At 65.3% G+C, this 25,078-nt stretch carries 25 protein-coding genes and 1 other RNA gene; 20 read left to right on the forward strand and 6 right to left on the reverse strand.

All coding sequences use genetic code 11. From position 1 onward, the window contains the following. The first annotated feature begins 75 nt into the window (after positions 1-75). The 7 genes from rph to HDE76_RS14200 all read left to right on the forward strand — a co-directional run bounded on the left by rph (position 76) and on the right by HDE76_RS14200 (position 7,084). Positions 76-810 (forward strand): ribonuclease PH, encoded by a 735-nt coding sequence (rph, locus tag HDE76_RS14170; protein ID WP_179482609.1) that lies wholly within the window; start codon positions 76-78, stop codon positions 808-810. A gap of 7 nt (positions 811-817) precedes the next feature. After that, entirely contained in the window at positions 818-1,405 is a 588-nt protein-coding gene (gene rdgB / locus HDE76_RS14175; RefSeq protein ID WP_179482607.1) for an RdgB/HAM1 family non-canonical purine NTP pyrophosphatase, read from the forward strand. Positions 1,406-1,423: 18 nt separating this feature from the next. Continuing rightward, positions 1,424-2,593, forward strand: coding sequence for a radical SAM family heme chaperone HemW (hemW, locus tag HDE76_RS14180; protein WP_184508537.1), 1,170 nt, complete (start codon positions 1,424-1,426; stop codon positions 2,591-2,593). 100 nt (positions 2,594-2,693) lie between these two features. Beyond that, positions 2,694-4,952, forward strand: a complete 2,259-nt coding sequence (locus HDE76_RS14185; RefSeq protein WP_179482603.1) for a DUF1631 family protein — start codon at positions 2,694-2,696, stop codon at positions 4,950-4,952. Next, positions 4,949-5,308, forward strand: a complete 360-nt coding sequence (locus tag HDE76_RS14190; RefSeq protein ID WP_179482601.1) for a PilZ domain-containing protein — start codon at positions 4,949-4,951, stop codon at positions 5,306-5,308. The genes HDE76_RS14185 and HDE76_RS14190 overlap by 4 nt, the downstream gene beginning before the upstream one ends. Positions 5,309-5,438: 130 nt before the next feature. Further along, on the forward strand, positions 5,439-6,761 hold the full coding sequence (gene pepQ, locus HDE76_RS14195) for a Xaa-Pro dipeptidase (protein WP_179482600.1): 1,323 nt from the start codon (positions 5,439-5,441) through the stop codon (positions 6,759-6,761). 26 nt (positions 6,762-6,787) lie between these two features. Next, complete coding sequence (locus HDE76_RS14200) at positions 6,788-7,084, forward strand: hypothetical protein (protein ID WP_179482598.1); 297 nt, start codon at positions 6,788-6,790, stop codon at positions 7,082-7,084. An 88-nt stretch (positions 7,085-7,172) separates the two neighbouring features. Here HDE76_RS14200 and HDE76_RS14205 read toward each other — a convergent pair whose 3' ends face one another. Then, the gene (locus HDE76_RS14205; protein WP_255457919.1) at positions 7,173-8,483 is read right to left on the reverse strand and encodes an aminopeptidase P N-terminal domain-containing protein; all 1,311 of its coding nucleotides are present in this window, start codon (positions 8,481-8,483) and stop codon (positions 7,173-7,175) included. A 71-nt stretch (positions 8,484-8,554) separates the two neighbouring features. Continuing rightward, positions 8,555-9,118: a UPF0149 family protein gene (locus HDE76_RS14210; protein WP_179482594.1), complete on the reverse strand. Its 564-nt coding sequence runs from the start codon at positions 9,116-9,118 to the stop codon at positions 8,555-8,557. Positions 9,119-9,238: 120 nt separating this feature from the next. On the opposite strand from HDE76_RS14210, the gene HDE76_RS14215 reads away from it, so the two are divergent. The 7 genes from HDE76_RS14215 to HDE76_RS14245 all read left to right on the forward strand — a co-directional run bounded on the left by HDE76_RS14215 (position 9,239) and on the right by HDE76_RS14245 (position 12,557). After that, complete coding sequence (locus HDE76_RS14215; RefSeq protein ID WP_179482592.1) at positions 9,239-9,478, forward strand: TIGR02449 family protein; 240 nt, start codon at positions 9,239-9,241, stop codon at positions 9,476-9,478. Between the two features lie 52 nt (positions 9,479-9,530). Continuing rightward, positions 9,531-9,836 (forward strand): cell division protein ZapA, encoded by a 306-nt coding sequence (locus HDE76_RS14220; protein ID WP_179482590.1) that lies wholly within the window; start codon positions 9,531-9,533, stop codon positions 9,834-9,836. Positions 9,837-9,982: 146 nt separating this feature from the next. Next, a non-coding RNA gene (ssrS, locus tag HDE76_RS14225) (6S RNA) lies at positions 9,983-10,169 on the forward strand. Positions 10,170-10,276: 107 nt separating this feature from the next. Next, positions 10,277-10,894 carry a 5-formyltetrahydrofolate cyclo-ligase gene (locus tag HDE76_RS14230; RefSeq protein WP_184508540.1) on the forward strand — a complete coding sequence of 206 codons (618 nt, stop codon included), beginning with the start codon at positions 10,277-10,279 and terminating at the stop codon, positions 10,892-10,894. Beyond that, entirely contained in the window at positions 10,891-11,355 is a 465-nt protein-coding gene (locus tag HDE76_RS14235) for an EVE domain-containing protein (RefSeq protein WP_184508543.1), read from the forward strand. Before HDE76_RS14230 ends, HDE76_RS14235 begins: the two co-directional genes overlap by 4 nt. A 90-nt stretch (positions 11,356-11,445) precedes the next feature. Next, positions 11,446-12,093, forward strand: a complete 648-nt coding sequence (rpiA, locus tag HDE76_RS14240) for a ribose-5-phosphate isomerase RpiA (protein ID WP_184508546.1) — start codon at positions 11,446-11,448, stop codon at positions 12,091-12,093. Between the two features lie 83 nt (positions 12,094-12,176). Beyond that, positions 12,177-12,557, forward strand: coding sequence for an MAPEG family protein (locus HDE76_RS14245; protein ID WP_184508549.1), 381 nt, complete (start codon positions 12,177-12,179; stop codon positions 12,555-12,557). Between the two features lie 42 nt (positions 12,558-12,599). Here the strand turns inward: HDE76_RS14245 and HDE76_RS14250 are convergent, their stop codons facing one another. Genes HDE76_RS14250 through HDE76_RS14265 form a run of 4 tightly spaced genes read right to left on the reverse strand, consistent with a single transcriptional unit; the run spans position 12,600 to position 16,714 of the window. Then, the gene (locus tag HDE76_RS14250) at positions 12,600-13,730 is read right to left on the reverse strand and encodes a zinc-dependent alcohol dehydrogenase family protein (RefSeq protein WP_184508552.1); all 1,131 of its coding nucleotides are present in this window, start codon (positions 13,728-13,730) and stop codon (positions 12,600-12,602) included. Beyond that, positions 13,727-14,152, reverse strand: coding sequence for a thioesterase family protein (locus HDE76_RS14255; protein WP_184508555.1), 426 nt, complete (start codon positions 14,150-14,152; stop codon positions 13,727-13,729). The genes HDE76_RS14250 and HDE76_RS14255 overlap by 4 nt, the downstream gene beginning before the upstream one ends. A 47-nt stretch (positions 14,153-14,199) precedes the next feature. Next, entirely contained in the window at positions 14,200-15,858 is a 1,659-nt protein-coding gene (locus tag HDE76_RS14260) for a long-chain fatty acid--CoA ligase (protein WP_184508558.1), read from the reverse strand. A gap of 40 nt (positions 15,859-15,898) precedes the next feature. Continuing rightward, positions 15,899-16,714 (reverse strand): IclR family transcriptional regulator, encoded by an 816-nt coding sequence (locus HDE76_RS14265; RefSeq protein WP_179482574.1) that lies wholly within the window; start codon positions 16,712-16,714, stop codon positions 15,899-15,901. 418 nt (positions 16,715-17,132) lie between these two features. Here HDE76_RS14265 and HDE76_RS14270 point away from each other — a divergent pair, with 418 nt between their 5' ends. The 6 genes from HDE76_RS14270 to HDE76_RS14295 are packed head-to-tail and all read left to right on the forward strand — an operon-like array spanning position 17,133 to position 25,042. Further along, the gene (locus HDE76_RS14270; protein ID WP_184508561.1) at positions 17,133-19,232 is read left to right on the forward strand and encodes a 3-hydroxyacyl-CoA dehydrogenase NAD-binding domain-containing protein; all 2,100 of its coding nucleotides are present in this window, start codon (positions 17,133-17,135) and stop codon (positions 19,230-19,232) included. Continuing rightward, positions 19,229-20,413, forward strand: a complete 1,185-nt coding sequence (locus HDE76_RS14275; protein WP_184508565.1) for an acetyl-CoA C-acyltransferase — start codon at positions 19,229-19,231, stop codon at positions 20,411-20,413. Before HDE76_RS14270 ends, HDE76_RS14275 begins: the two co-directional genes overlap by 4 nt. Continuing rightward, complete coding sequence (locus tag HDE76_RS14280; RefSeq protein ID WP_218862565.1) at positions 20,410-22,227, forward strand: acyl-CoA dehydrogenase; 1,818 nt, start codon at positions 20,410-20,412, stop codon at positions 22,225-22,227. Before HDE76_RS14275 ends, HDE76_RS14280 begins: the two co-directional genes overlap by 4 nt. 46 nt (positions 22,228-22,273) lie before the next feature. Beyond that, positions 22,274-23,449, forward strand: a complete 1,176-nt coding sequence (locus tag HDE76_RS14285) for an acyl-CoA dehydrogenase family protein (RefSeq protein ID WP_179482569.1) — start codon at positions 22,274-22,276, stop codon at positions 23,447-23,449. 5 nt (positions 23,450-23,454) lie between these two features. Then, on the forward strand, positions 23,455-24,564 hold the full coding sequence (locus HDE76_RS14290) for an acyl-CoA dehydrogenase family protein (protein WP_184508568.1): 1,110 nt from the start codon (positions 23,455-23,457) through the stop codon (positions 24,562-24,564). Between the two features lie 43 nt (positions 24,565-24,607). Beyond that, positions 24,608-25,042, forward strand: coding sequence for an H-NS histone family protein (locus tag HDE76_RS14295; RefSeq protein ID WP_184508571.1), 435 nt, complete (start codon positions 24,608-24,610; stop codon positions 25,040-25,042). Positions 25,043-25,078: the final 36 nt, after the last annotated feature.

Genomic DNA, 25,078 nt, shown 5'->3' on the forward strand with positions numbered 1-25,078 from the left:
GCGTCGTGAGAGAACGCAATGGTAAACTCTACGGCCCCGCCCTGCTTAACCCGGCGATCCGAAGCGAAGCCCTCCATGAATGCAGTTACCCGCCCCAGCGGCCGCGCCAGCGACCAGCTGCGCAGCGTCACTATCGAACGCCATTACACCCGCCACGCCGAAGGTTCGGTGCTGGTGAGCTTCGGCGACACCCGCGTGCTGTGCACGGCCAGCATCGAGGACCGCGTGCCGAACTGGCTGCGCGGCAAGGGCGAAGGCTGGGTCACCGCCGAGTACGGCATGCTGCCACGCGCCACCAACACCCGCACGCAGCGCGAAGCCGCGCGCGGCGGCCAGGGCGGCCGCACAATGGAGATCCAGCGGCTGATCGGCCGCAGCCTGCGCGCCTGCATCAACCGGCAGGCGCTGGGCGAGCGCGTCATCACGCTCGACTGCGACGTGATCCAGGCCGACGGCGGCACCCGCACCGCCGCGATTACCGGTGCCTACGTCGCTCTGGTCGACGCGGTCAATCACCTGATGAAGCGCGAAAACCTCAAGCGCAACCCTATCGTCGGCGCCGTCGCGGCGATCTCGGTCGGCATCTACAAAGGCGTGCCGGTTCTGGACCTGGATTACGCCGAGGACTCCAACTGCGATACCGATATGAACGTCGTGATGAACGACGGTGGTGGATTCATCGAAGTCCAGGGCACCGCCGAAGGCCACGCGTTTCGCCGCGACGAAATGAACGCGCTGCTGGCGCTGGCTGAGAAAGGCATCGGCGAACTGGTGCTGGCACAGCGCGCGGCGCTGACGCCGGCCGGCTGAGTCCGTTATGCAGCGCATCGTTCTGGCCAGCAGCAATCCCGGCAAGGTCGCGGAGTTCAACCTGCTGCTGGCCGATAGCGGCTTTGAAGTGGTGACGCAGGCCAGTCTCGGCGTGGAGGATGCCGAGGAGACCGGCCTCAGCTTTGTCGAAAACGCGCTGCTGAAGGCACGCCATGCCGCCCGCGCCACCGGCCTGCCCGCGCTGGCGGATGACTCCGGCCTGTGCGTCGACCATCTGCGCGGCGCGCCGGGCCTTTACTCCGCTCGTTATGCCGGCAAGCACGGCGATAACGCGGCCAACAACGCCAAGCTGCTGCGCGAGCTGGACGGCGTGCCGCCGGAACAGCGCGGCGCCTTCTTCATCTGCGTGCTCGCGCTGATCCGGCACGCGGACGACCCCGCGCCGCTGATCGCCGAAGGTCGCTGGCATGGCCATGTGCTCGGCGAAACGCGCGGCGTCCAAGGTTTCGGCTACGACCCACTGTTTGTCGCAGACGGCCAGAGCGCCAGTGCGGCCGAGCTCGATCCGTCCCTGAAGTCGCGCATCAGCCATCGCGGCCAGGCGCTGTCCAGGCTCCGCGCGCAGCTTGGCTGATCCGATGACGGTGAACCCATGTCGAGGCTGATCGCACCGCCGCTGTCGCTCTACGTGCACATGCCCTGGTGTGTGAAAAAATGCCAGTACTGCGATTTCAACTCGCACGGGCTGCGCAGCGAGCCGCCGCCGTACGAGGCCTATATCGATCATCTGCTGGCCGATCTCGACGCCGACCGGCGCGACTTCGGCGCGGTGCTGGAACAGCGCCCGATCGTCAGCGTGTTCTTCGGCGGCGGCACGCCAAGCCTGTTTGCACCGGCGCTGATCGAGCGGTTTCTGGACGGCGCGCGTGCACGCCTGCCGTTCGACGCCGAGGTCGAAGTCACGCTGGAAACCAATCCCGGCACGGTCGAACACGGCCGTTTCGACGGCTATCTGGCGGCCGGCGTCAACCGCATCTCGTTTGGCATCCAGAGCTTCGACGACGACAAGCTGAAGCGACTGGGTCGCATCCACTCCGCGACCGAGGCCGAAGCCGCGGTGAAATCGGCGCAGGATGCCGGCTACCGCAACATCAATCTTGACCTCATGTACGCCCTGCCCCAGCAGCAGCTCGACGGTGCGCTGGCCGATGTCGCCCGCGCGGTGGCGCTGCAGCCCACGCATATCTCGCACTACCAGCTCACGCTCGAACCCAATACAGCCTTCGCTGCCAACCCGCCGCCGCTGCCCGACGACGACCACGCCTGGGCGATGCAGGAAGCCTGCGAGCAAGCGCTGGCTGCGGGCGGCTACGGTCAGTACGAAATTTCGGCGTATGCCCAGGCCGGCCGGCGCTGCGCGCACAACCTCAATTATTGGCGCTTCGGCGACTACCTCGGCATCGGTGCCGGCGCGCACGGCAAGATCAGCGACACCGCCAGCGGCGCGGTTCACCGTCGCTGGAAGTCGCGCCTGCCCAAGGCCTATATGGACGCCGGCGACAGCGCGAAGCGCATCGGCGGCGACAGCGTGGTCGACGACGCCGAGCTGCCGTTCGAGTACATGCTCAATGCGCTGCGGCTGGTCGACGGCGTGCCCGCGACCGATTTCGCCTCGCGTACCGGCTTGCCCGTGGAGACGATTCAACCCGCGCTGGCCGCCGCCCGCCAGCGCGGCTGGCTGACCGACGATCCGGAAAAACTCCAGACCACCGCACTCGGCCAGCGCTTTCTGAACGACGTCATCGCCAGTTTTCTGGATTGACGCTTCCACCTCGATTTTGCCCGCGCCTACACCATTATCGAGTAGCGCGTCCGTGACAAGCGGCATAAACTCAACCGATTGGGGACAGGGCGAGTGCATCATGGATGTCGAGCAGAATCGACGTCGTCGTTTCGAGGCGTATCAATCATTCCGTCTGAAAGATGGAGTCTGGCCTGCGCGCGCGCAGCGACTGCTCGATTCTTCTTACGCGCTCTGCGTGGAAGGCCTGCAGGAACCGCTGCATCATTGCCTGGGTGATTTCGAGCAGAAGCTGTTCAAGCAGGCCGAAAGCGCCAAGCTACCCAAGCAGCAACAGGATTTTCTGATCAGCCGCCTGCGCGTGATGCACGACCGCGTGGCGTTCGAAGAGCGGTTTTTGCATGAGCTGGCCGGGGCCTTCAACGAGATCGACAAGGCCTCGCTCAAACCCGACTTACCGGTCAGCCCGCGATCGCGGCTGTCGCTGCAGCTGCTCGATCAGACCGAGCAAGAAATGGTGATGTCGATCGAGCGGCTCGGCGCGCGCGGCGAAATGCGCCACAACAGCGTGCTTTACGAGTTGGGCTACCGGCTGGCGGTGCTGATCGGCGCGCCGCCGCTGGACGGTCGTTCGCTGCCCATCGGCCCCTACGCACTGACGCGCGCCATCCACACCGCCAGCCTCGTGCTCGAACTGCCGCTGGAGCATCACCTGCTGCTGATGCAGAGCGTCGAGGAGCAGCTGATTCAGGCACTGGCGCCGATCTACGACGCCGTCAACGCAAGGCTGCTGGAGGACGGCATTCTGCCCGAGCTGCGCAGCATTCCGGTGCCACGCCAGGTCAACACACGACCCGGCGCCGTGGCGCCCGAACCCGCCGCCGCGCCAACGGAGAAAGTCCGTCAGGCCAGCGCTTCGGGTGCGGCACCCAGCGACTCCATCGAGGTGCTCGAATCGCTGCGCGAACTGCTGACCCAGCGTCGCACAACCGGCAGCGCATCGCCCGATCAGCCCGCCGGTCGCGCCGCCAGCGCGGATGAATTGCAGGTCGCGCTCGGCGCGCTGCAGCAACACCTGGTCAAGGTCACCGATCAGGCCAGCCGCGAATTGCGCAGCGCGCAGCGGCTACGCGAAGAGCTGCTGACCCAGCTCAACCTCGGCAAGCCCGCCGGCGCAACGCAGACACAGCTCAGCGTTGAGCAGGGCGACACGGTGGATCTGGTTGCGATGCTGTTCGAGCAGCTCGGCCAGCAGCTGCACGGCAACGGCGAGAACGCGCACGCCCTGCTCGGCAACATGCAGCTGCCGGTCACACGCATCGCGGTGGCGGAACCGGAGTTTCTGGAAAAACGCGACCATCCTGCGCGCAAGCTGCTCGATACCGTCACCGCTGCCGCGCACGACTGGCTCGACGGCAGCGACGACGAAAGCGGCCGTCCGCTGGCGGCCAAGCTCGACCAGCTGGTCGCGCGCGCCAATCAGGAGCCGCCGACCGCAGGCCTCTACACCAGCCTGCTGGCCGATATCGAACATCATCTATCGCTGCTGACGCGCAAGGCGCAGACCGCCGAGAGTCGCCATCTGGAAGCGGCCAAGGGCCGCGAGCGGCTCGATCAGGCGCGCCAGCGGGCCAGCGAGTACATGGCCGAGCGTTTTGCACAGGCGCCGCCGCGCGGTCTGCTGCGTGCACTGCTCGATCGCGCGTGGTCCGACGTGCTGGCGCTGACCCTGCTGCGCCACGGCGAACACAGCGGCGCGTTCGAGGCACAGCTGGCGATCACCGACCAGCTGCTGGGCCGCCTGCCGATACGCGATGTCGAACAGCTGCAGGTCGACGTGGAAGTAGGCCTGCAGCAGATCGGCATGCACGCCGAAGAAGCCGTGCAGGTCGCGCAACGGCTGCTGGGGCTGGACGATCCGGATGCCAATATCGACTTGCCCAGCACCACCGATCTGGCGCTGCGGCTAAAGCAGCACCAGCGGCTGGGCGAAAGCGCCAACCAGGAATCAGCGGCTCCGGAGATCGCGCAGGAGGCCACGATCGATCCGCGCGAGCTCGCCATGCAGCAGCATCTGCGCGACCTGCCCTTTGGCAGCTGGTTCGAATTTATCGATCCCGTCAGCCGGCGCATGGTGCGACGCAAACTGGTCTGGCATTCGCCGATATCCGGCCGCTGTCTGCTGGTGACGCAGCGCGGCCAGCGCGGCGAGGAAATGAATATTGCGCAGCTCGCACACGAAATCGTGGCCGGCCGCGTCAGCCAGGTACCGGCGCAGCGCGAAGGGCTGCTCGACCGCGCCTGGCGCAGCCTCACCGGCAGCCTGCGCCAGTCCACCATCTTGGGACAAACGCAACGACAGGAGTCAGACCGTCCATGAATATCCGCGAAGTCTACGGCGAAAAGCGCCGCATCGAACGCAAGCGAGTGACCTTTCCCGCGCAGGTCACCGACGCCATCAGCGGCCGCATGATGGGCTACGTCGGCAATCTGTCCAGCAACGGCATGCTGCTGATCAGCACGCAGGCGCCGCGCAGCGAAGCACTGTTCCAGGTGAAGCTGCCGCTGCCCGAACCGGGCCAGGACCCAAGCTCCGCTGCGCTGATCGAGGTGGGCATCCAGGAGCAGTGGCACGATCACGCGGCTAGTCCAGGCCAGGTGTGGGCCGGCTACCGGATCGTGGCGATCAGCGATACCGACGCCGAGCGGCTCCACGGCTGGCTCGACCGGAACTGATCGCCTGGCGGACTGAGCGGCCGACGGCGCTTCCGCCGCGCGCCGTCACGCGCGTGGTTGTCTGGTCTTATCATGAGCAATCAGGCCGTGCGTGACGCTCACGCCTCGGCGCTCATCTGCAGGAAAATCCATGCCCGCCGCCAGCCTCGCCTCGCTTTATCCCGATCATCTCAGCACCCTGCGCGAGCGCGCCGACAAGGCGCTGGCGCTGGCCGGCTTCGATCATCTGCTGATCGCCGCGGGCATGCCGCTGCGCAAGTTTCTCGACGATCAGGACCAGCCCTTCATCGTCAGCCCGCACTTCAAACACTGGCTGCCGCTGACCGATGCACCGGGCAGCTGGATCGTTTACACGCCTGGCAGCAAGCCCAAGCTGATCTTTCTGCAGCCGCGCGATTACTGGCACGTGGTGCCGGGTGAGCCCGGCGGTTACTGGGTCGATGCGTTCGATATAAGCATTGTGCGCACCGCGGCCGAGGCCGTGGCGCAGTTGCCTGACGGGAACCGCGCGGTGATTGCCGCGGGTTATGCGGCGATGGACGGCGTCGAGGCGAACAATCCGCCGGCCGTACTCGACTACCTGCACTGGTATCGCAGCCACAAGACACCGTACGAACTGGAGCTGATGCGCGAGGCCAACCGCATCGGCACCCGCGCGCACCGCGCCGCCGAGCAGGCGTTTCGAGCGGGTGAAAGCGAGTTCGGTATCCATATGGCGTATCTCGTCGCCGCCGGCCAAAGCGACGCGGAACTGCCGTATGCCAGCATCGTCGGGCTCAACGAACACGGCGCCGTGCTGCATTACACGCATTTCGATCGCACGGCGCCGGCGCAGAGCCGCTCGTTCCTGATCGACGCTGGCGCCAGCGCCGCCGGCTATGCCAGCGACATTACGCGCACCTACGCCGCGGCTGGCGCCGCCGAATTTCAGGCCCTGATCGACAGCGTCGACCAGGCACAACAGGGCTTTGCAGGCAAAGTGCGCGCGGGCCAGAGCTATCCCGAGCTGCATATCCATGCGCATCACGTGCTGGCCGAGGTGTTGCGCGAACACGGCTTTATCCGCATGAGCGCAGAGAGCGCCGTAGCCTCGGGCGTCACAAGCACCTTCATGCCGCATGGGCTCGGTCATCCGATCGGCCTGCAAGTGCACGATGTCGCCGGTTTTCAGCAGAGCGAACGTGGCGGCACGATCAGCCGTCCAGACGGCCATCCGTATCTGCGCATGACGCGCATGCTGGAGCCGGGCATGGTGGTGACGATCGAGCCGGGCCTGTACTTCATCGACATGCTGCTGGAAGAACTTCGCGGCCAGCCGGTCGCCAGCGATATCGACTGGAACAAGGTCGATGCCTTCCGAAAGTTCGGCGGCATTCGCATCGAGGACGACGTCGTATGCACCGACGACGCACCGGAGAACCTGACGCGCGATGCGTTCGCGCTGTTGAGCTGAGATCTTCGTACGCGGGCATCCACGCGATGACCGTTGAACGTACGCTGAAAAACACCTTCACGGAGCACCATCGCATCGACTCTTCGCCATCCAGCTATCGTCATTACCGCCATGTGCACGCCAGGCGCCCGCTGGGTCGCGTAGTCGTCGAGGTGGCTGTTGTGGCGTTGGCCAAGATCGCCTTGCTGGTGCTGATCGGCTGGCTGCTGTTTGCGCCCCATGCCAATGCGCCCGTTGCTGTGGAGGCGACGCCGCACCGGCTCGCACCAGCGCTGCTGGCGCCCACTACCGTCCGGCCGCAAGCGCCAATATCAACGAAGTAGCGTGGCCGGCATTAGCGCTTTCACCTTCATCGAGTAGCGCTTGAAACTTCGGAGTTTTCTGGACAAACAGCCAGCTGCAGAGCCGCACTCAACGATCCGCCAGCAGAGCCTCGATCGCCTCAGCCTCTTTCGGCATGCGCTCGGTCAGCACTTCGTGGCCATCGCGCGTGACCGCCACATCGTCCTCGATACGGATGCCGATGCCGCGCCAGCGCTCGGCCACCGAGCGATCGTCCGGCGGAATGTAAAGGCCGGGTTCGACGGTCAGCACCATGTCGGGCTCCAGCACGCGCGACTCGCCGCCGACCCGATAGTCGCCGACGTCGTGCACGTCCATGCCCAGCCAGTGGCCAGTCTTGGCCGGAAAGAAGCGCTTGTAGCTTTCGTCGGCAATCGCCGCGTCCGCGCTGCCCTTGAGCAGACCCAGTTCGCACAGGCCTTCGGCAAGCACCCGAACCGCCGCGGCGTGCGGCGCGTTGAACGGATGGCCGGGCCGCACTTCGTCGATCGCGGCCAGCTGCGCGGCAAGCACCACTTCGTACAGGGCGCGCTGCTCACGGCTGTAACGACCGCCGACCGGAAACGTGCGGCTGATATCCGACGCGTAGCAATCGAGTTCGGCGCCCGCATCGATCAACAGCAAGTCGCCCTCGCGCAGCGCCGCGCGATTGCTCTGGTAGTGCATCACGCAGGCGTTGGCGCCGCCGGCGACCGTCGGCGCGAACGCCGACACCGCGCCGCGGCTGCGCATGACGCTGAGCAGTTCGGCCTCCACTTCGTATTCGCGCCGGCCGGGCACGGCCACCTGCAGCGCGGCCAGATGCGCATCCACCGCGATCGAGGCCGACGCGCGCATCAGCCTCAGCTCGGCGCGCGATTTGTACAGCCGAAGATCGTGCAGCAGATGACCGAGCGCCACGAACTCCTTCGGCACCACGCCGCCGCCGCGCAGCTGGCGCAGCCGGCGCATCCAGCCGAGCAGGCGCGCATCGAATTCGGGCTCGCTGCCGAAATGGCAGTAGACCCTCGCGCGCCCCTCGATCATGCCGGGCAGGATGTCGTCGATGTCCTCGATCGGAAACGCGTCGTCCATGCCGAATTCGGCGACCGCGCGGTCCGTGCCGATCGACTCGCCGTGCCAGCGCTCGTGCACCGCGTCGCGCTCGCGGCAGAACAGCACCGCCTCGCCGTGCTGGCGACCGGGCAGCAGTGCCAGCACCGCCTCCGGCTCGGGAAAGCCGGCCAGGTAGTGAAAATCCGAATCCTGCCGGTATGGCCACGCCGCATCCGCATTGCGCATACGCTCGGGCGCGGCGGCGACCAGCATTACCGCATCGTCGCCGGCCATCTGCATCAGCTGGCGACGGCGGCTGGCGAACTCTTCCGGCGTGATCGCCAGCGACGCCAGACTGACGCCGCCGGCACCGAAACCGGCCGATCCGATGGCGGAAAGTTTGGGTGCCGCTCGCTTCAATGCAGGGTGCCGCTGGCCGATTTGCCGTGCGCCGTGCATTCGGTGTGCAGCAACATCGCGCCGATGCGCACGAACTCCTGTACTTCGATCAGCGCATCCTCGTCTTCGTCTTCATTGCCGAAGTCGAACGACGATGCCGCGATGGTGCCGAGGTCGCGCAGCACCTCCTGCGCTTCCTCCGACAGCTGCGCGTGTGCGCCGGTGCCGGCCAGGCCGAAGCCGCCGAGAAAGCCGCGACACCAATCGACCATCGCTTCGGCGCGCTCGGTGAGCGGACGATCGTCCGCCGGCAGCAGCGGCTCGAAGCCGAGCTCGGGATCGGCCAGTTCGGTTTCGCACTGCCTGGCCAGCTTATCCAGCAGCGCCTGATCGTCGGTCGAGGGATGCGTGGCCTCGCCATCGAGCTGTAGCGCCGACAGCAGCGCCACTTTGCCCAGCAGACCACCGCCGGCCAGATAGCCGCACAGCGAACCGTGCAGTTCGCTGGCCTCGGTGCCCAGACGAAGGCTGATGGCCAGCGTATCGAGTTCGTCGTAACCCACCGGCTCGTTGTCCGCCATGGCCGTGCTCCGTCAAAGAATGACGACCAGTTTAATGCAGGCGACGTTGCCCGACGGATTCCTTCGCAACCGGACAATGGCACGCCAAATCCCGACGGGCCTCCTGCTATAGTTTCGACCATGAGCACACCCGACCCTGTCCGTTCCGATCCTGTCCGCGAGGAGCTGGCCGCGCTGAGCCAGCAGCTTGATCGGCTGCTGGAAACGGTGCGTCGGCTGAACGAGGAAAACCGCAGCCTGCGACATAGCCAGGAGCAACTGTCCGGCGAGCGCGCAGGGTTGCTGGCGCGCAACGAACAGGCGCGCGGGCGGGTCGAAGCGATGATCCAGCGGCTGAAATCGCTGGAAAGCAACGGTTGAGCGCGTGCGGTCGGGCATGCGGCGTTTGGCGCACGGGGAATAAGGACAGCATATGAGCACTGAACCGGTCGCCCTGCGGCTGATCGATCGCGAGTTTCTGATTGCCTGCGAACCGGAAGAGCGCGAGGGCCTGATCGAGGCGGCCAGCTTTCTCGATCGCAAGATGCGCGAGCTGCGCGCCAATGCCAAGGCGCCCAGCTTCGAACGGCTGGCGGTCCTCACCGCCATCAGCGTAGCGCACGAGTTCCTGCTGCTGCGCAAGCAGCACGATGGCCAGGAGCAGCGGCTCAGCCACGGCCTCGCGGCGCTTCGCAGCAAGCTGGATGCCGCGCTGGAAATGGACGGACTGAAGCGCTGATTGCGCCTACGTGAAAGCGGTGTCGCCCGACGGCTCACGCCGCCGCGACAATCGGTTCGAGTGCCGTGCTGCCGCGCGAATTCATGAACCCGGCCAGTCCGACGCCGGTGGCACATTCGGCAGCAAGAGCATAAAATCAAACCCGGCGTTTTCTGCGATGTGCGCCAGCACACTCTTACATTTGCCTTGTTCCTAATTACGGCCCCGGGTCGGCTTCACATCGGTTGTTGCGCATGTCCGCTTCGTGCGGAAAGCCTGTAGACCATGTAGCCCTCCCACCTGATCCATTTTGGATCAAGGTCGTTTGGTGGGCAGCGGCATCGCGGTTAACGCCACCTCTTTCCGGCTGTCGCCTGTTCACGACGTCAGGGTGAAGCGCCGACAACCAGCAACACGCAGCGACGCCAACCAAGCGCGCTTTCGATGGAGACGCGCGACACGTGGACGCCACCGCCCAACGCCGCGAGCTTCGCCAGAGTCTGGCCGAACGCCGACGCGCGCTCGCCCCCGCCGAACGTATCGCCGCCGCGCAGGGCCTGCGCCGCAGCCTCGAGCAGTTGCCCGAATACCTGACCGACGCGCGCGTCGCCGGCTACTGGGCTACCCAGGGCGAGCTGCCGCTGAACCTGGTAATTCCACCGTTGGCCCAGCGCGGCCAGCAGTTTCTGTTGCCCATCGTCGGCAAGGGACAGAAGCTGAAGTTTGCGCCGTACCAGTCCGGCGACGACGTGCAGCCCAACCGTTATGGCATTCCGGAGCCGGTCCATCCGCGCGAACTGTTCGAACCTTTTCAGATCGACCTGGTGCTGGTGCCGCTGCTCGGCTTCGATCGTCGCGGCCAGCGGCTGGGCTACGGCGGCGGCTATTACGATCGCAGCTTCGCCTTTCTCAACGAGCAGGTGCGCCCGACCGAGCCGCTGCTGGTCGGTATCGCCTACGCTTTCCAGGAACTGCCGCAACTCGAGGAAGCCGACTGGGACGTGCCGCTGGATTTCATCGCCACCGAGTGCGAGCTGATCGACTGCAACGCGGCCGAAGACAATGAGACGAACGCATGACCGCGAAACCGAAACACTGGCTGATGAAATCCGAGCCGGACACGTTCTCCATCGACGATCTGAAGCGCAAAGGCCAGGAGCCGTGGGATGGCGTGCGCAACTACCAGGCGCGCAACTTCATGCGCGACGGCATGCGCCCCGGCGACAAGGTGTTTTTCTACCACTCCAACTGCGCCGTGCCGGGCATCGTCGGCCTCGCCGAGGTGGCGACAGATGCCTATCCCGACCCCAGCCAGTTCAATCCGAAAAGCGATTATTTCGACCCCGCCAGCAAGCCGGAAGAGCCGCGCTGGATGCTGGTCGAAGTGAAATTCGTCAAAAAGCTCAGCCGCACCATCAGCCTGGACGAACTCAAAGGCGTCGAAGCGCTGTCCGACATGGCCCTGGTGCGCAAGGGCAACCGGCTGTCCGTGATGCCGGTCAGCGCGGCCGAGTGGCGTACGATTCTCGCCCTGGAATAAGTTGCAAACCGATTCGCCAAACCTCCGCCCGGCGCTAGCGTTTGGACGGCCAAACCCATCCGACCGAATGAATCCGCAGAGAATCGACGCATGAGCACCAGCAACGCCAACGAAAAACGCCAGGCCGGCGAAGCCGCCATCCGCTTTGTCGAGGACGGCGCGATCGTCGGCGTCGGCACCGGCTCTACCGTGGCGTTTTTCATCGACGCGCTGGCCGACTTGAAAGACCGCATCCAGGGTGCGGTATCGAGTTCGGAGCAGTCCACCGCGCATTTGAAGAAAGTCGGCATCCCGGTACTCGACCTAAACAGCGCCGGCCCGCTGCATATCTACATCGACGGCGCGGACGAGTGCGATACGCACCGGCGCCTGATCAAGGGCGGCGGCGCGGCGCTGACGCGCGAGAAAATCGTCGCCGCAGCGTCGAAGAAATTCGTCTGCATCATCGACTCCAGCAAACAGGTCGAGCTGCTCGGCAAGTTTCCGGTACCGATCGAAGTGATTCCGATGGCGCGCAGCCTGATCGGCCGCGAGATCGTCAAGCGCGGCGGCCAGCCGGTGTGGCGCGACGGCGTGATCACCGACAACGGCAACTGGATCATCGACGTGCACGGCTGGCAGCTCACCGATCCCGGCGCGATGGAAAGCGATCTTAACCAGCTCGCCGGCGTCGTCACCGTCGGCCTGTTCGCACACCGTCCCGCCGACGTGGTGTTGGTCGGCGATCGGGAAATCTGAAGCGGTTGATGGGGTGATACAGGGGCTGACCTCAACGGAGCGATCGGCCTCTGCGTTGATTAAACACAAGGGGAAGTAGCGTGATGACGATAGGGCTTTGGTGCGTGCTGGTCGGCTTGCTGATGCCGTTTCTGTGGACCGGCGTAGCCAAGTCGATGGGGCGCTACGACCTGCGCGCCAACCAGCATCCGCGCGACTTTCTGGCGAACCTCAAGGGACCGGCGAGTCGCGCCAACGCGGCGCAGCTCAACAGCTTCGAGGCGTTCCCCGCGTTCGCCGCCGCCGTGCTGGTCGCCCAGTATGCTCACGCCTCGCAGCATGCCATCGATGTGCTTTCCATCGCCTGGGTCGCGCTGCGGCTGATCTACGGCGTGCTCTACATCGCCAACCTGGCGGCGCTGCGCAGCCTGATCTGGTTCGCCGCCATGGGCTGCGTGGTCGGGCTGTTTATCGCTGCCGCCTAAAGAGCCTGTTCAATATCGAGCAAGCTCTGAGCGGTACGCCCCTCAGTCAAACAGCACGACCTGACGTATCGCTTCACCGCGCTTGAGCCGATCGAAACCGACATTGATGTCGTCGAGCTTCAGCCGGTGCGACAGCAGCCGATCGACCGGCAGTCGGCCGTGGCGATACAGCGCGACATAGCGCGGGATGTCGCGACTGGGCACGGCCGAGCCCATGTAGGAACCTTTGATGGTGCGCTCTTCGGCGGTGAGGCTCACCGCGGGAATGCTCAACATCTGCTGCGGCCCCGGCAAGCCGACCGTGACGGTACTGCCCCCACGCCGGGTCGCCGCGTAGGCCTGTGCCAGCACCTTTTCGTTGCCGACCGATTCGATCACGTGCATGGCGCCGCCGCGCGTGTGCTCGCGGATGGCCGTCACCGCATCTTCGCGGCTTGCGTCGATGGTCAGATCCGCACCCAGCTCGCGCGCCAGCGCCAGCTTTTCGGGCACGGTGTCCACCGCTATCAGCGGGTACGCCGACGCCGCCCGCGCACCGAGCAGGGCCGCGAGACCGACGCCGCCGAGGCCGAAGATCGCCACGCTTTCACCGGGCGCCACGCGCGCCGTGTTGATCACCGCGCCCACGCCGGTCATCACCGCGCAGCCGAACAAGGCGGCGATTTCAGGCGGCAGATCGCGGTCGATACGCACGGCCGAATGCGCCGACGTGACGGTGTACTCGGCAAAGCCCGATACGCCCAGATGGTGCTGCAGCGGCGCATCGTCCGCGTCGTGCCAGCGCATGCCGCCGCCGAGCAGGCGGCCTCCCGCATTCGCCTGTGCGCCCGGTTCGCACAGCGCCGGCCGGCCTGCGGCGCACGGCTCGCAGTGGCCACACATCGGCACGAACGAAAACACCACGCGGTCGCCCACCGCGAAACCGTCGACACCCGCACCCAGCTGGACAATCTCACCAGTCGCCTCGTGTCCCAGCACCATCGGCATCGGCCGCGGGCGCGAGCCGTCGATGACCGATAGATCGGAGTGACACAGGCCCGCTGCAAGTACCCGCACCAGCAGTTCGCCGCGGCCCGGCGGCGCCAGTTCGATGGTCTCGATGGCAAGCGGCTTCGATTGCGCGTAAGGCGCGGGCAAACCCATTTCGCGCAGCACCGCAGCGCGCACCTTCATGGCGTCGTCCTCAGCTTTTCCAACGCGGCGCGCATGGGTGCCGGCAACGGCGTAGGACGCCGATGGGCGCGATCGACGAACACGTGCACGAACCAGCCTTCCGCCGCCGGCGTGTCGCTGCCGGGACGGAACAGGCCGATGCCGTAGCGCACGCTGGAGTTGCCCAGATGCTCGACGCGCAGCCCGGCGTCGATGGTCTCCGGAAAGGCCAGCTCGCCGAGAAACTTGCAGTGCGATTCGGCGCATACGCCGATCACGCCGCCGGCGTGGATATCCAGCCCGCCTTCGAGAATCAGATACGTGTTGATGACCGTATCGAAATAGCTGTAGTACTCGACGTTGTTGACGTGGCCGTAGATGTCGTTGTCCTTCCAGCGCGTGGGCACCGGAAGGAAATGGCGGTAATTGTCGCATTGGCTCATCGGACGTCCAGACGGCTATTCGAAAACATCAGTGTATTGGCAACGCATCAATGGGCAGCTGCGTGCGCACGAGCGTTTTCCTGCTCCTGCAGCGCACGCCACTGCACCTTGCCGGTGGCGGTCTTGGGCAGGCTGTCGACGAATTCGATCGCATGCGGCACCTTGTATGCGGCCATATGCTCGCGCGCCCAGGCGATGATGTGTTCGGCGTCGGCCTGCACGCCGGAACGCGGCACCACCAGCGCTTTGACGCTCTCGCCGCGATGCGCGTCGTGATAGCCGATCACGCAGGCTTCCTGCACCGCCGGATGGCCGTACAGCAGCGCCTCCACTTCGGCCGGCCAGACCTTGTAGCCCGACGCATTGATCATGCGCTTGACCCGATCGACCATGAAAAAGTAGCCCTGCTCGTCCTCATAGGCCAGATCTCCCGTGCGCAGGTAGCGCACGCCATCCACTTCGACAAAGGCGGCCGCCGTGGCCGCGGGATTGTTCCAGTAGCCGGTCAGCACCTGCGGCCCGTTGACGATGACCTCTCCCGCGTCGCCCAGCGGCACGCGCTCCAGCGTCACCGGATCGACGATGATCGCGCGCGTGTTGCAGATCGGCAGGCCGAGACACTGCGCCTTCGGCGCCTGCGGCGGGTTGATATGCGTGGGCGCCATGGTTTCGGACATGCCGTAGCCTTCGATATACGGAATGCCCCACAGCGATTCGATCCGTTCGGCGACCGCCTTGGGCATTGCCGCGCCGCCGCCCGACAGCACCGATAGCGAGGCCAGCTCCTCGCCGCGCAGATCCGGCTGGTTGAGAAAATCCATCAGCATCGTCGGGATCGCCGTCCACGAGGTGACCTTGTAGCGCGCGATCAGCTGCGCGGCGCAGCGCTTGTCCCAGCGCGTCATGATCACCATCGTCCCGCCCAGCCAGATCGGCGAGTTCATGCCGTTCTGCATGCCGGTCACGTGGAACATCGGCAGACAGGCCAGGGCGATGCCATCCTTCGCCATGCGCACCCATTCGACCGCGCAGACGGCGGTATGCATCACGCTGGCGTGCGTATGCGTGCAGCCCTTCGGCTCGCCGGTAGTGCCCGAGGTGTAGGGAATCACAGCGTAGTCGCTCGCGCCCGCGCTGTGCGCGGAAGGCTTTAGTTGCGCTGCCAGCGCGTCGCTCCATGCGAGCGCGCCATCGATCGGCGCGCGCGGCGCCGAAACGGCCTCGGGCACCGGCAGATCGGTTGGCGTAGTGAGGTAGTCGGAATACGTCGCCGCGATCGCATGCTGCACGATACCGCCGCTGATCAGCGGCGTGACGTTGGCGGCCAGCGCCTGGTCGAACACGATCACGGTCGAGCCGCTGTCCTTGATGATGTGCTTCAGCTCGTCGTGCAGGTTCATCGGGTTGATCGGCACCACCACCGCGTCGGCGCGCAGAATCGCGTAGTACGCAATGACGAACTGCGGGCTGTTCTGCGCGTACAGCGCCACGCGATCGCCCTTGGCCACGCCACAACGCTGCTGCAGAAAACCCGCCAGCGCATCGACCTGCCGCTTGAGTTCGCGGTAGCTGATCACGCTGTCGTAGTAGATGATCGCCGGGCGCTCGGGATAGCGCGCGGCGGCGACCTCAAGGTTGAAATAGAGCGATGTCTGCGGCACGACGAGGTCGTGCGGCAAACCGGGTGGCCAGGAACTGAAATTCATAGCGGTGAATCTCCAGTACAGCAGCGGGTGGTGAGCGTGCTTAAAAGTGGCCTTCGGTCGCTTCGTAAACGGTATTGCGCAGCGCCAGCAGGCGCGGTCCGAAATCGTGGATGAGTTTTTCGCGCGTCATCGTGGACAGCCGGCCGCTGCAGTTGAACGCCAGCACGCGCGTGCGATCGGCCGATACCATCGGCACGCCGATGGCGAACACGTCGGGGTTCCAGTCGCCCAGCGAAAAGCAGAAGCCGAAGTTTTCGACATCGTGGCGTGCGCGCACCAGCCCGGCGCGAATGTTCGGCCAGGCCGCCGGATCGCATTCGCGCTCCAGCTCCAGCAGTTTTTTCTCGAAGACCTCCAACGGCCGCGCGGCCAGATCGGCACGGCCCAGCGCGGTCGTTCCGTGCGGCACGTGCGAGCCGGTTTCCAATTTCATTTCGAACGTGCGATCGCCCTGGCATACCTCAAGCACCAGCATGCGCAATCCGTCTGCCGCGCCCAGCATGACCGCCGACTGGGTGTAGTCGGCCAACTCGCGCAGCAGCGGACGCGCCACGCTCAGCACATCGTTGCCCTTGACGAAGGCGTGGCCCAGCGCCAGCACACCGGTGCCGAGCGCGTATTTTTCCTCACGCGCCGAATAGCTGAGATAGCCCAGCGCTGAAAGGGTGAACGTGAGCCGCGACACCGTCGGCTTGGGCAGGCCGGTGCGCTGGGCGATGTCCCGATTGCCGAGATAGCGCTCCCCGCGCTCGAAGCAGCGCAGGATCGCGAACGCCCGCGACACCGCGCTGACGAACTGGGGGTGGCTGGCATCGACCGAGCGAAAGGCGTCGATATTGCGTTTGGGATTGCCCATCCATGACTCCGCGAAAGCTCGACTCGGCAGCATCTGATCCATCGCCCACCACAGCGTTGACACTCAGAGACTGCAAAATTTACTTTCGTATGATGAAACTTAAACAGCCTGATCGAGCCGTAGCGTAGGCCTCGCCGGCTTGCCGGCGCAAGTCTTGGAAGGTGAAGAAAATTCCTGCTGCAGCGCGACAAATTAAGATTCCGTGACGCGCTTGCGTTCGCTTTCTAGCGCCGATAGCATCGGTCCGCCTACCCAAAATATTGTTTCATACAGCAGAACTTACAGCGCCGCTCGCTGTTGTTTCGGCCCGGCGAGTGGGCCCGCTATTCGAAGCCCACATACCTACGTAGGTGCGCGTTGATCCACTCGACGCGCGGGCGAAATCTCACCTCATCGTCGACAGCTCAGGAATTCCCGTATGTCCGTCACCACAGCGATCCACGACACCGTCGCGGTCATCACCTTCAGCAACCCGCCGGTCAACGGCCTCGGCCTGACCATTCGCCGCGGCCTGATCGATGCGCTCGACGCGGCGCTGGAGAATGAGGCGGTCAAGGCCATCGTCCTCACCGGCGGCCCCAGCTATTTTTCCGGCGGCGCCGACATCCGCGAGTTCAACACGCCGCAGATGATGATGGAGCCCTCGCTGCACAGCGTGATCGACGCCTACGAGGCCAGCCCCAAGCCGGTCATCGTCGCGATCAACGGCACCGCTCTGGGCGGTGGCCTGGAGCTGTCGCTGGGTGTGAACTACCGCGTGGCCTCGGCCGATGCGCTGGTCGGCCTGCCGGAAGTGAAAATCGGCCTGCTGCCGGGCGCGGGCGGCACGCAGCGCCTGCCGCGGGCGGCGGGTCTGGAAAACGCGCTCAACATGATCGTGTCCGGTACGCCGGTGCCGGCGAAGAAGCTGGCCGATACGCGCCTGTTCGATCGCATCACCGACGGCGACGCGCAGGACGCCGCCATCGCGCTGGCGCACGAAGTGGTGGCCGCGGGCAAGCCGCTGCCGCACGTGCGCGACTGGGAAATCGATCACCCCAACGCCGAGGGATTCCTCGGCTTCTCGCGCACCGCCATTGCTGCGGCGTCCGGTCCCTACCCCGCGCCGCTGCGCTGCCTCGAAGCGATCGAGGCGGCGGTGCTCAAGCCGTTCGACGAGGGCATGAAGGTCGAGCGCGCGGGCTTTATGGCGCTGATGGAAACCACCGAATCCAAGGCGCTGCGCCACGCGTTTTTCGCCGAGCGCGCCGCCAGCAAGATCGCCGACGTCGGCAGCGACGTGAAGCCGCGCGAGATCAAGCGCGTCGGCATCATCGGTGCCGGCACCATGGGCGGCGGCATCGCGATGAATTTCCTCAACGCCGGCATCCCGGTGACGATTCTTGAGGTGAAGCAGGAGTTCCTCGACCGCGGTCTGGCCACCATCCGCAAGAATTACGACAACAGCGCCAAGAAGGGCCGTATGACCGCCGAGCAGGTGGAGCAGCGCATGGGCCTGCTGACGCCGACGCTGCAGTATGCCGACCTCGGCGAGGCCGACATGATCATCGAGGCGGTGTTCGAGGAGTACGACGCCAAGAAGGCGGTGTTCGAGCAGCTCGACAAGGTGGCCAAGCCCGGCGCGATTCTCGCCAGCAATACCTCCACCCTCGACGTCGACCGCATCGCCCACTTCACTTCACGGCCGCAGGACGTGCTGGGCACGCACTTCTTCAGCCCCGCCAACGTGATGAAGCTGCTCGAGGTCGTACGCGGCAAGGACACCGCCAAAGACGTGCTGGCCACGGTGATGGCGCTGGCCAAAAAAATCAAAAAGACCGCCGTGGTCTCGGGCGTCTGCGACGGCTTTATCGGCAACCGCATGATCGAGCAGTACAGCCGCCAGGCCGGCTTTCTGCTGGACGAAGGCGCGACGCCGCAGCAGGTCGACAAGGCGATCGAAAAAATCGGTTTCGCGATGGGCCCGTTCCGCATGGGCGATCTGGCCGGCAACGACATCGGCTCGGCGATCCGCAAGCGGCGCTATCAGGAAAAGCCGGACATGACCTATTCGAAAACCGCCGACCTGCTGTGCGAGCTGGGCCGCTTCGGCCAGAAAACCGGCGCCGGCTGGTACGACTACAAGGCAGGCGACCGCACCGCGCATCCGTCGGCCGAGGTCGACGCGCTGATCGTCAAGCACTCGGCCGACATCGGCGTCACGCGGCGCAAGATCGAGGACAAGGAAATCGTCGAGCGGCTGATCTATTCGCTGGTCAACGAGGGCGCGCACATTCTCGAAGAAGGCATCGCCGCCAAGGCCTCGGACATCGACGTCGTGTACCTGGCCGGCTACGGCTTTCCGGTGTGGCGCGGCGGCCCGATGTTTTATGCCGATACCGTCGGCCTGAAAAATGTCGTGGCGGCGATGAACCGCTACGCCAAAGGCTATCAGGGCGACGCGTGGAAGCCCGCGCCCCTCCTCCAGCAACTGGCCGACGCCGGCCAGTCCTTCAACACATCGGCGAAGCCCGCATGAAAGAAGCACTCATCGTTTCCACCGCACGCACCGCGCTGGCCAAAAGCTGGAAGGGCGCACTCAACATGACCCACGGTGCGACCATGGGTGGCCACGTGGTCGCGCACGCGGTCGAACGCGCCGACGTGGAGCCCGGCGCCATCGAAGATGTGCTTATCGGCTGCGCGTACCCCGAAGGCGCCGACGGCGGCAATATCGCGCGGCAGATCGCGCTGCGTGCCGGCCTGCCGGTGAGCGTGCCCGGTGCCACCATCAACCGCTTCTGCTCGTCCGGCCTGCAGTCCATCGCGATGGCCGCGCAGCGCGTCATCGCCGGCGAAGGCGACGTGTTTGTGGCCGGCGGTGTGGAAAGCATTTCCTGCGTGCAGAACGTCGCCAACACGCACATGTTTACCGAAGGCTGGCTGCGCGAAAACAAGCCGGAAATCTACTGGCCGATGCTGCGCACCGCCGAGACCGTAGCCAAGCGCTACGACATCTCGCGCGAGCGCCAGGACCGCTACGGCGCGCAGAGCCAGCAGCGCGCCGCCGCCTCGCAGGCCGCCGGACGCTTCAACGAAGAGATCGTGCCGATCACCGTATTGGCCGGCGTGGCCGACAAGGCCACCGGCCGGCTGTTCACGCGCGAGGTCACCCTGCTCGCCGACGAAGGCATTCGTCCAGACACCACGTATGAAGGCGTATCGACGATTCGACCGGCCATTCCCGGCGGCGTGATTTCCGCCGGCAACGCCAGCCAGTTTTCCGACGGCGCATCGGCCGCGGTGATTGCCGACGCGGATTACGCGGCCAAGCACGGAATGAAGCCGCTGGGCATTTTCCGCGGCTTTGCGGTAGCCGGCTGCGAGCCCGACGAAATGGGCTTCGGGCCGGTGTTCGCCGTGCCCAAGCTGCTCAAGCGCGCCGGCCTCACCGTCGACGACATCGATCTGTGGGAGCTCAACGAAGCCTTCGCCGTGCAGGTGCTGTACTGCATGGACAAGCTCGGCATCGATCCGGAAAAGCTCAACGTCAACGGCGGCGCCATCGCGGTTGGCCATCCGTACGGCGTCAGCGGCGCGCGACTGGTCGGCCACGCGCTGATCGAAGGCCGCCGGCGCGGCGCGAAATACGTGGTCGCCACCATGTGCATCGGCGGCGGCCAGGGCGCTGCCGGCCTGTTCGAGGTGTTGCCGGCGTGAGCAACGAGCTGCTGATGTCGCGGCGCGATCTGGAGTTCCAGCTGTACGAATGGCTCGACGTCGTTACGCTGACAAAGGCGAGCCGCTACGCCGATCACGGCCGTGAAACCTACGACGCCGTGCTCGACGCCTGCGAACGTCTGGCCAATGAAAAGTTTGCGCCGCACTATCAGAAGGCCGACCGCATTGAGCCGCAGTTCGACGGCGAGCGCGTCACCCTCATCGACGAGATCGGCCCGGCGCTGCAGGCGTTTGCCGAAGCGGGTTTGCCTGCGGCCACGCAGGACTACGAGCGCGGCGGCATGCAGCTGCCCACGGTGATCGAGAAAGCCGCCTGGTCGTATCTGTGCGCGGCCAATATCTCGACCACCGCGTATCCGCTACTGTCGCTGGCCAACGCCCGCCTGCTGCTGCATCACGGCAACGCGGCGCAGATCGCCGCGTTCGCCGAGCCGCAGCTGCGCGGCGAGTGGTTCGGCACCATGTGCCTGTCCGAGCCGCAGGCCGGCTCATCGCTGGCCGACGTTGCCACGCGCGCGCAGTACGAGGGCGAATCGCCGTTCGGCCCGCAGTATCGCGTCAGCGGCAACAAGATGTGGATCTCCGGCGGCGATCACGAGCTCGGCGGCAATATCGTGCATCTGGTGCTGGCGCGCACGGTCGATACGGACGGCCAGAGCATTCCCGGCGTCAAAGGGCTGTCGCTGCTGCTGGTGCCCAAATATCTGGTCAACGAAGACGGTTCGCTCGGCGAGCGCAACGACGTGCGCCTGGCCGGCATCAACCACAAGATGGGCTATCGCGGCATCGTCAACACGCTACTGAATTTCGGCGAAGGCACCACGTATAAACCGGGCGGCAAGGCCGGCGCGGTCGGTTACCTGGTGGGCCCGCTGCACGGCGGCCTGGCCTGCATGTTCCACATGATGAACGAGGCGCGCATCGGCATCGGCCTGGGCGCCACCGCGCTGGGCTACACCGCATATCTGCATTCGCTCGACTACGCGCGCCATCGTCCGCAGGGCCGCACGCTCGGCTCACGCAGCAGCAAGCAGCAGCCGATCATCGAACACGCCGACGTGCGCCGCATGCTGCTGGCGCAGAAATCGTACGCCGAAGGCGCGCTCGGCCTGAACCTGTATTGCGCGCTGCTGGTCGATCAGGCGCGCGTCACCGCCGACCAAAGCGAACGCGCCGCGCTGGAACAGCTGCTCGAGCTGCTCACGCCGATCGCCAAGAGCTGGCCGTCGCAGTGGTGCCTGGCGGGCAACGATTTAGCCATCCAGATCCACGGCGGCTACGGCTACACGCGCGAGTACAAGGTCGAGCAGTTCTATCGCGACAACCGCCTCAACCCGATCCACGAAGGTACCCACGGCATCCAGGCGCTGGACCTGCTCGGGCGCAAGGTCACGATGAACGACGGCGCCGCGCTGGCACAATTCAGCGCCCGCGTCGCCGCCACGATCGACGCGGCGCGAAAGCTCGCCGGGTTGGCGCCGCATGCCGACGCCCTGCACGCCCAGCTGCAGCGGCTGCAGCAGGTCACGCGCACGCTGTGGTCCGCCGGCGATCCGCTGCTGACGCTGGCCAACGCCAGCGTGTATCTGGAAGCTTTCGGCCATATCGTGATCGCCTGGATCTGGCTGCAGCAGGCTGCGGCCGCGCACGGCAAGGACAGCGATTTCCATCACGGCAAGCGGCAGGCCGCGCAGTATTTCTTTGCGTGGGAGTTGCCCAAGGTCAGCGCGCAACTCGATCTGCTCGCCTCACTCGACCGCAGCACGCTGGACATGCGCGACAGCTGGTTCTGACGCGCCTTTTTTCAACACGATCCAACACAGTTGCCACGGAGCCTTCATGGACCTCGATTTCAACGCTGAAGAAAACGCCTTTCGCGACGAGGTGCGCGCGTTTCTGAAAGCGCATCTGCCGAGCGAGATCAGCACGCGCATCGGCCGCGGCGACGACAGCCAGATTGCGCAGGACATTCCGCGCTGGCAGTCGATTCTGCACCAGCACGGCTGGGGCGCGCCGGCGTGGCCGAAGGCCTTCGGTGGCACCGGCTGGAGCACCACCCAGCAATACATTTTCGAGACCGAATGCGCGCTGGCCGATGCGCCGATCCAGCTGCCGTTCGGCCTGAAAATGGTCGCGCCGGTGATGATGCGCTACGGCAATGCCGAGCAGCAGGCGCGCTTTCTGCCGCGCATTCTGTCCGGCGAGGACTGGTGGTGCCAGGGCTATTCCGAGCCCGGCTCCGGCTCCGATCTGGCGTCGTTGAAAACCCGCGCCGTGCGCGATGGCGAGGAATACGTCGTCAACGGCCAGAAAGTGTGGAACACGCTGGGCCAGTACGCGGACTGGATCTTCTGCCTGGTGCGCACCGATGCCGGCGCCAAGGCGCAGCAGGGCATTTCGTTTCTGCTGATCGACATGAAGTCGCCCGGCATGAAAGTGCAGCCGACGCGGCTGCTCGACGGCACGCACGAGGTCAACGAGATCTGGTTCGACAATGTGCGCGTGCCCGTCGCCAACCGCATCGGCGAAGAGAACGACGGCTGGACCTACGCCAAGTTTCTGCTCGGCCACGAGCGCACCAATATCGCCGGCATCGGCGGCTCCAAGCGCGAGCTGAAGCGGCTCAAAGAGATGGCCGCCGCGCGACAGCTCGACGGCAAACCGCTGCTCGAGGATGCGATGATCGCCGCGCGCATCGCCCAGGTGGAGATCGATCTCACCGCGCTGGAAATCACCAACCTGCGCGTGATCTTCGACGCCGAACAGAAAAAGGCGCCCGGCCCGCAGGCCTCGATGTTGAAAATTCGCGGCACCGAAATTCGCCAGCGCATCGCCGAGCTGCAGGTCGACGTGCTCGGCGCCGACGCGCTGGCCTTCGACGGTCACGGCGACAGCGACGACGTGCCGCGCGCGATGGCCGACTACCTCAACCTGCGCAAGCTCTCGATCTACGGCGGATCCAACGAGATCCAGCGCAACATCATCGCCCAGATGATTCTCAGGCTACGGGGATAACCAGCATGGATTTTTCATTCAACGACGAGCAGCAGATGCTGCTGGAAACCACCCGCCGCCTGATCGCGAAGGACTACAGCTTCGCGCACCGCATGAAGATTCGCGAGGGCGCCGACGGCTGGTCGCGCGATACCTGGTCGCAGCTGGCCGATCTGGGCCTGTTGGCGCTGACCATCCCGGAAGACGACGGCGGCATCGGTGCCGGCGCGATCGGCGCGATGCTGGTCTCCAACGCGGTCGGCGAAGGCCTGCTGCTCGAACCGTTTCACGCCAGCGCCATCGTCGCCACCCAGGCTATCGTGCAGCTCGCCAGTGCGCAGCAGCGCGAGCGCTGGCTGCCCGCGCTCGCCGGCGGCGAAACCATCGCCGTGCTCGCGCATGACGACGCGAGCAAAGGCCTCGGCGTCGAAGCCACACCGGAAGGCGACGGCTGGACGCTGAGCGGGCACAAGCCGGCCGTGTACCACGCCGACATCGCCGACCTGTTGCTAGTCTCCGCGCGCATCAAGGGCAGCGACGAAGTCGCGCTGTTCGCGCTGCCCGCCGACATGCAAGGCCTCACACGCCACGGCTACCGCACCGTCGACGATCAGCGCGCGGCCCATCTCGAACTCAAGCATGCTTCTGCCGGTGCCGACACGCGGCTCGGCGGCGATGCCACGACCGGCCTGCAGCTCGTCATCGATTTTGGCCTGGCCGCGCTCTGCGCCGAAGCCGTCGGCGCGCTCGACCGCATCCTCGCCGCCACCATCGACTACAGCCGCTCGCGCAACCAGTTCGGCGTACCCATCGGCAGCTTCCAGGCCCTGCAGCACCGGATGGCCGACATGCTGATGTACGCCGAACAGGCGCGCTCGATGTCCTACCTCGCCACCTCGCGCTGCACCGATGCCGACGCCAACGTGCGACGCGCCGCGCTATCGGCCGCCAAGGTTTCCATCGGCCAGGCCGCACGCTTCGTCGGCCAGCAAGCCGTGCAGATCCACGGTGGCATGGGCATGACGGACGAGCTTGATGTCAGTCATTACTTTAAGAGGCTGACGGCGTTTGAGTTGCGCGGGGGTACGACGGATGCGCATTTGCGGGGGTTGGCGCGGGGGTTGGTGAGAAAATAGATAAAGCTGTACAACTGTCGACTCCCCCACATTGAGAAGCCCCATGCCCATCAACCTCGAAAACCTTTCCCCTAAAGAACTTCAAGCGGTCATCGCCGACGCCAACGCCAAAATGAAAAATGCACACAGTAATTTGATTGAGGACGTCAGAAAGAAAATTGATCATCTGCTCAGTAATAGTGGTCTGACGTTGGCTGAGATCTATCCAACCCGTGGCGGCAGGAAAGCGACGAGCAAGAAAGGTGCTGTAACCCCCAAGTACCGTGACCTTGTTGACCCGACGAAGACCTGGTCTGGTCGTGGCAAACGGCCTCTTTGGTTTACTCAGGCCATCAAGAAACGGGGGGTGACCGCTGAGAGCCTTCTGATTGATGGGGTGGCCACAAAGGCTCCCGCCAAAGCTGCAAAGAAAGCCGTGAAGAAGGCCGCTAAGAAAGCAGTCAAAAAGACCGCCGCTAAGAGGACGGCAAAAGCCTAGGTTCTGCGGTAAGTCCTGAAAGTCCAAGCCCCACAT

Origin of the sequence: Rhodanobacter sp. ANJX3 (assembly GCF_014200755.1) — a bacterium.
Taxonomy (GTDB): domain Bacteria; phylum Pseudomonadota; class Gammaproteobacteria; order Xanthomonadales; family Rhodanobacteraceae; genus Rhodanobacter.

Bases quoted from the DNA above. Each gene is read 5' to 3' on its own strand.
- HDE76_RS14210 (WP_179482594.1), bottom strand. From the start codon at position 9,118: ATGGCGGACAACGAGCCGGTGGGTTACGACGAACTCGATACGCTGGCC.
- HDE76_RS14290 (WP_184508568.1), top strand. From the start codon at position 23,455: ATGGATTTTTCATTCAACGACGAGCAGCAGATGCTGCTGGAAACCACC.
- HDE76_RS14295 (WP_184508571.1), top strand. From the start codon at position 24,608: ATGCCCATCAACCTCGAAAACCTTTCCCCTAAAGAACTTCAAGCGGTC.
- pepQ (WP_179482600.1), top strand. From the start codon at position 5,439: ATGCCCGCCGCCAGCCTCGCCTCGCTTTATCCCGATCATCTCAGCACC.
- HDE76_RS14285 (WP_179482569.1), top strand. From the start codon at position 22,274: ATGGACCTCGATTTCAACGCTGAAGAAAACGCCTTTCGCGACGAGGTG.
- HDE76_RS14190 (WP_179482601.1), top strand. From the start codon at position 4,949: ATGAATATCCGCGAAGTCTACGGCGAAAAGCGCCGCATCGAACGCAAG.
- HDE76_RS14255 (WP_184508555.1), bottom strand. From the start codon at position 14,152: ATGAGCCAATGCGACAATTACCGCCATTTCCTTCCGGTGCCCACGCGC.
- HDE76_RS14200 (WP_179482598.1), top strand. From the start codon at position 6,788: ATGACCGTTGAACGTACGCTGAAAAACACCTTCACGGAGCACCATCGC.
- HDE76_RS14235 (WP_184508543.1), top strand. From the start codon at position 10,891: ATGACCGCGAAACCGAAACACTGGCTGATGAAATCCGAGCCGGACACG.
- HDE76_RS14275 (WP_184508565.1), top strand. From the start codon at position 19,229: ATGAAAGAAGCACTCATCGTTTCCACCGCACGCACCGCGCTGGCCAAA.
- hemW (WP_184508537.1), top strand. From the start codon at position 1,424: ATGTCGAGGCTGATCGCACCGCCGCTGTCGCTCTACGTGCACATGCCC.
- HDE76_RS14260 (WP_184508558.1), bottom strand. From the start codon at position 15,858: ATGAATTTCAGTTCCTGGCCACCCGGTTTGCCGCACGACCTCGTCGTG.
- rdgB (WP_179482607.1), top strand. From the start codon at position 818: ATGCAGCGCATCGTTCTGGCCAGCAGCAATCCCGGCAAGGTCGCGGAG.
- HDE76_RS14220 (WP_179482590.1), top strand. From the start codon at position 9,531: ATGAGCACTGAACCGGTCGCCCTGCGGCTGATCGATCGCGAGTTTCTG.
- HDE76_RS14245 (WP_184508549.1), top strand. From the start codon at position 12,177: ATGACGATAGGGCTTTGGTGCGTGCTGGTCGGCTTGCTGATGCCGTTT.
- HDE76_RS14250 (WP_184508552.1), bottom strand. From the start codon at position 13,730: ATGAAGGTGCGCGCTGCGGTGCTGCGCGAAATGGGTTTGCCCGCGCCT.
- HDE76_RS14265 (WP_179482574.1), bottom strand. From the start codon at position 16,714: ATGGGCAATCCCAAACGCAATATCGACGCCTTTCGCTCGGTCGATGCC.
- HDE76_RS14185 (WP_179482603.1), top strand. From the start codon at position 2,694: ATGGATGTCGAGCAGAATCGACGTCGTCGTTTCGAGGCGTATCAATCA.
- rph (WP_179482609.1), top strand. From the start codon at position 76: ATGAATGCAGTTACCCGCCCCAGCGGCCGCGCCAGCGACCAGCTGCGC.
- HDE76_RS14215 (WP_179482592.1), top strand. From the start codon at position 9,239: ATGAGCACACCCGACCCTGTCCGTTCCGATCCTGTCCGCGAGGAGCTG.
- rpiA (WP_184508546.1), top strand. From the start codon at position 11,446: ATGAGCACCAGCAACGCCAACGAAAAACGCCAGGCCGGCGAAGCCGCC.
- HDE76_RS14270 (WP_184508561.1), top strand. From the start codon at position 17,133: ATGTCCGTCACCACAGCGATCCACGACACCGTCGCGGTCATCACCTTC.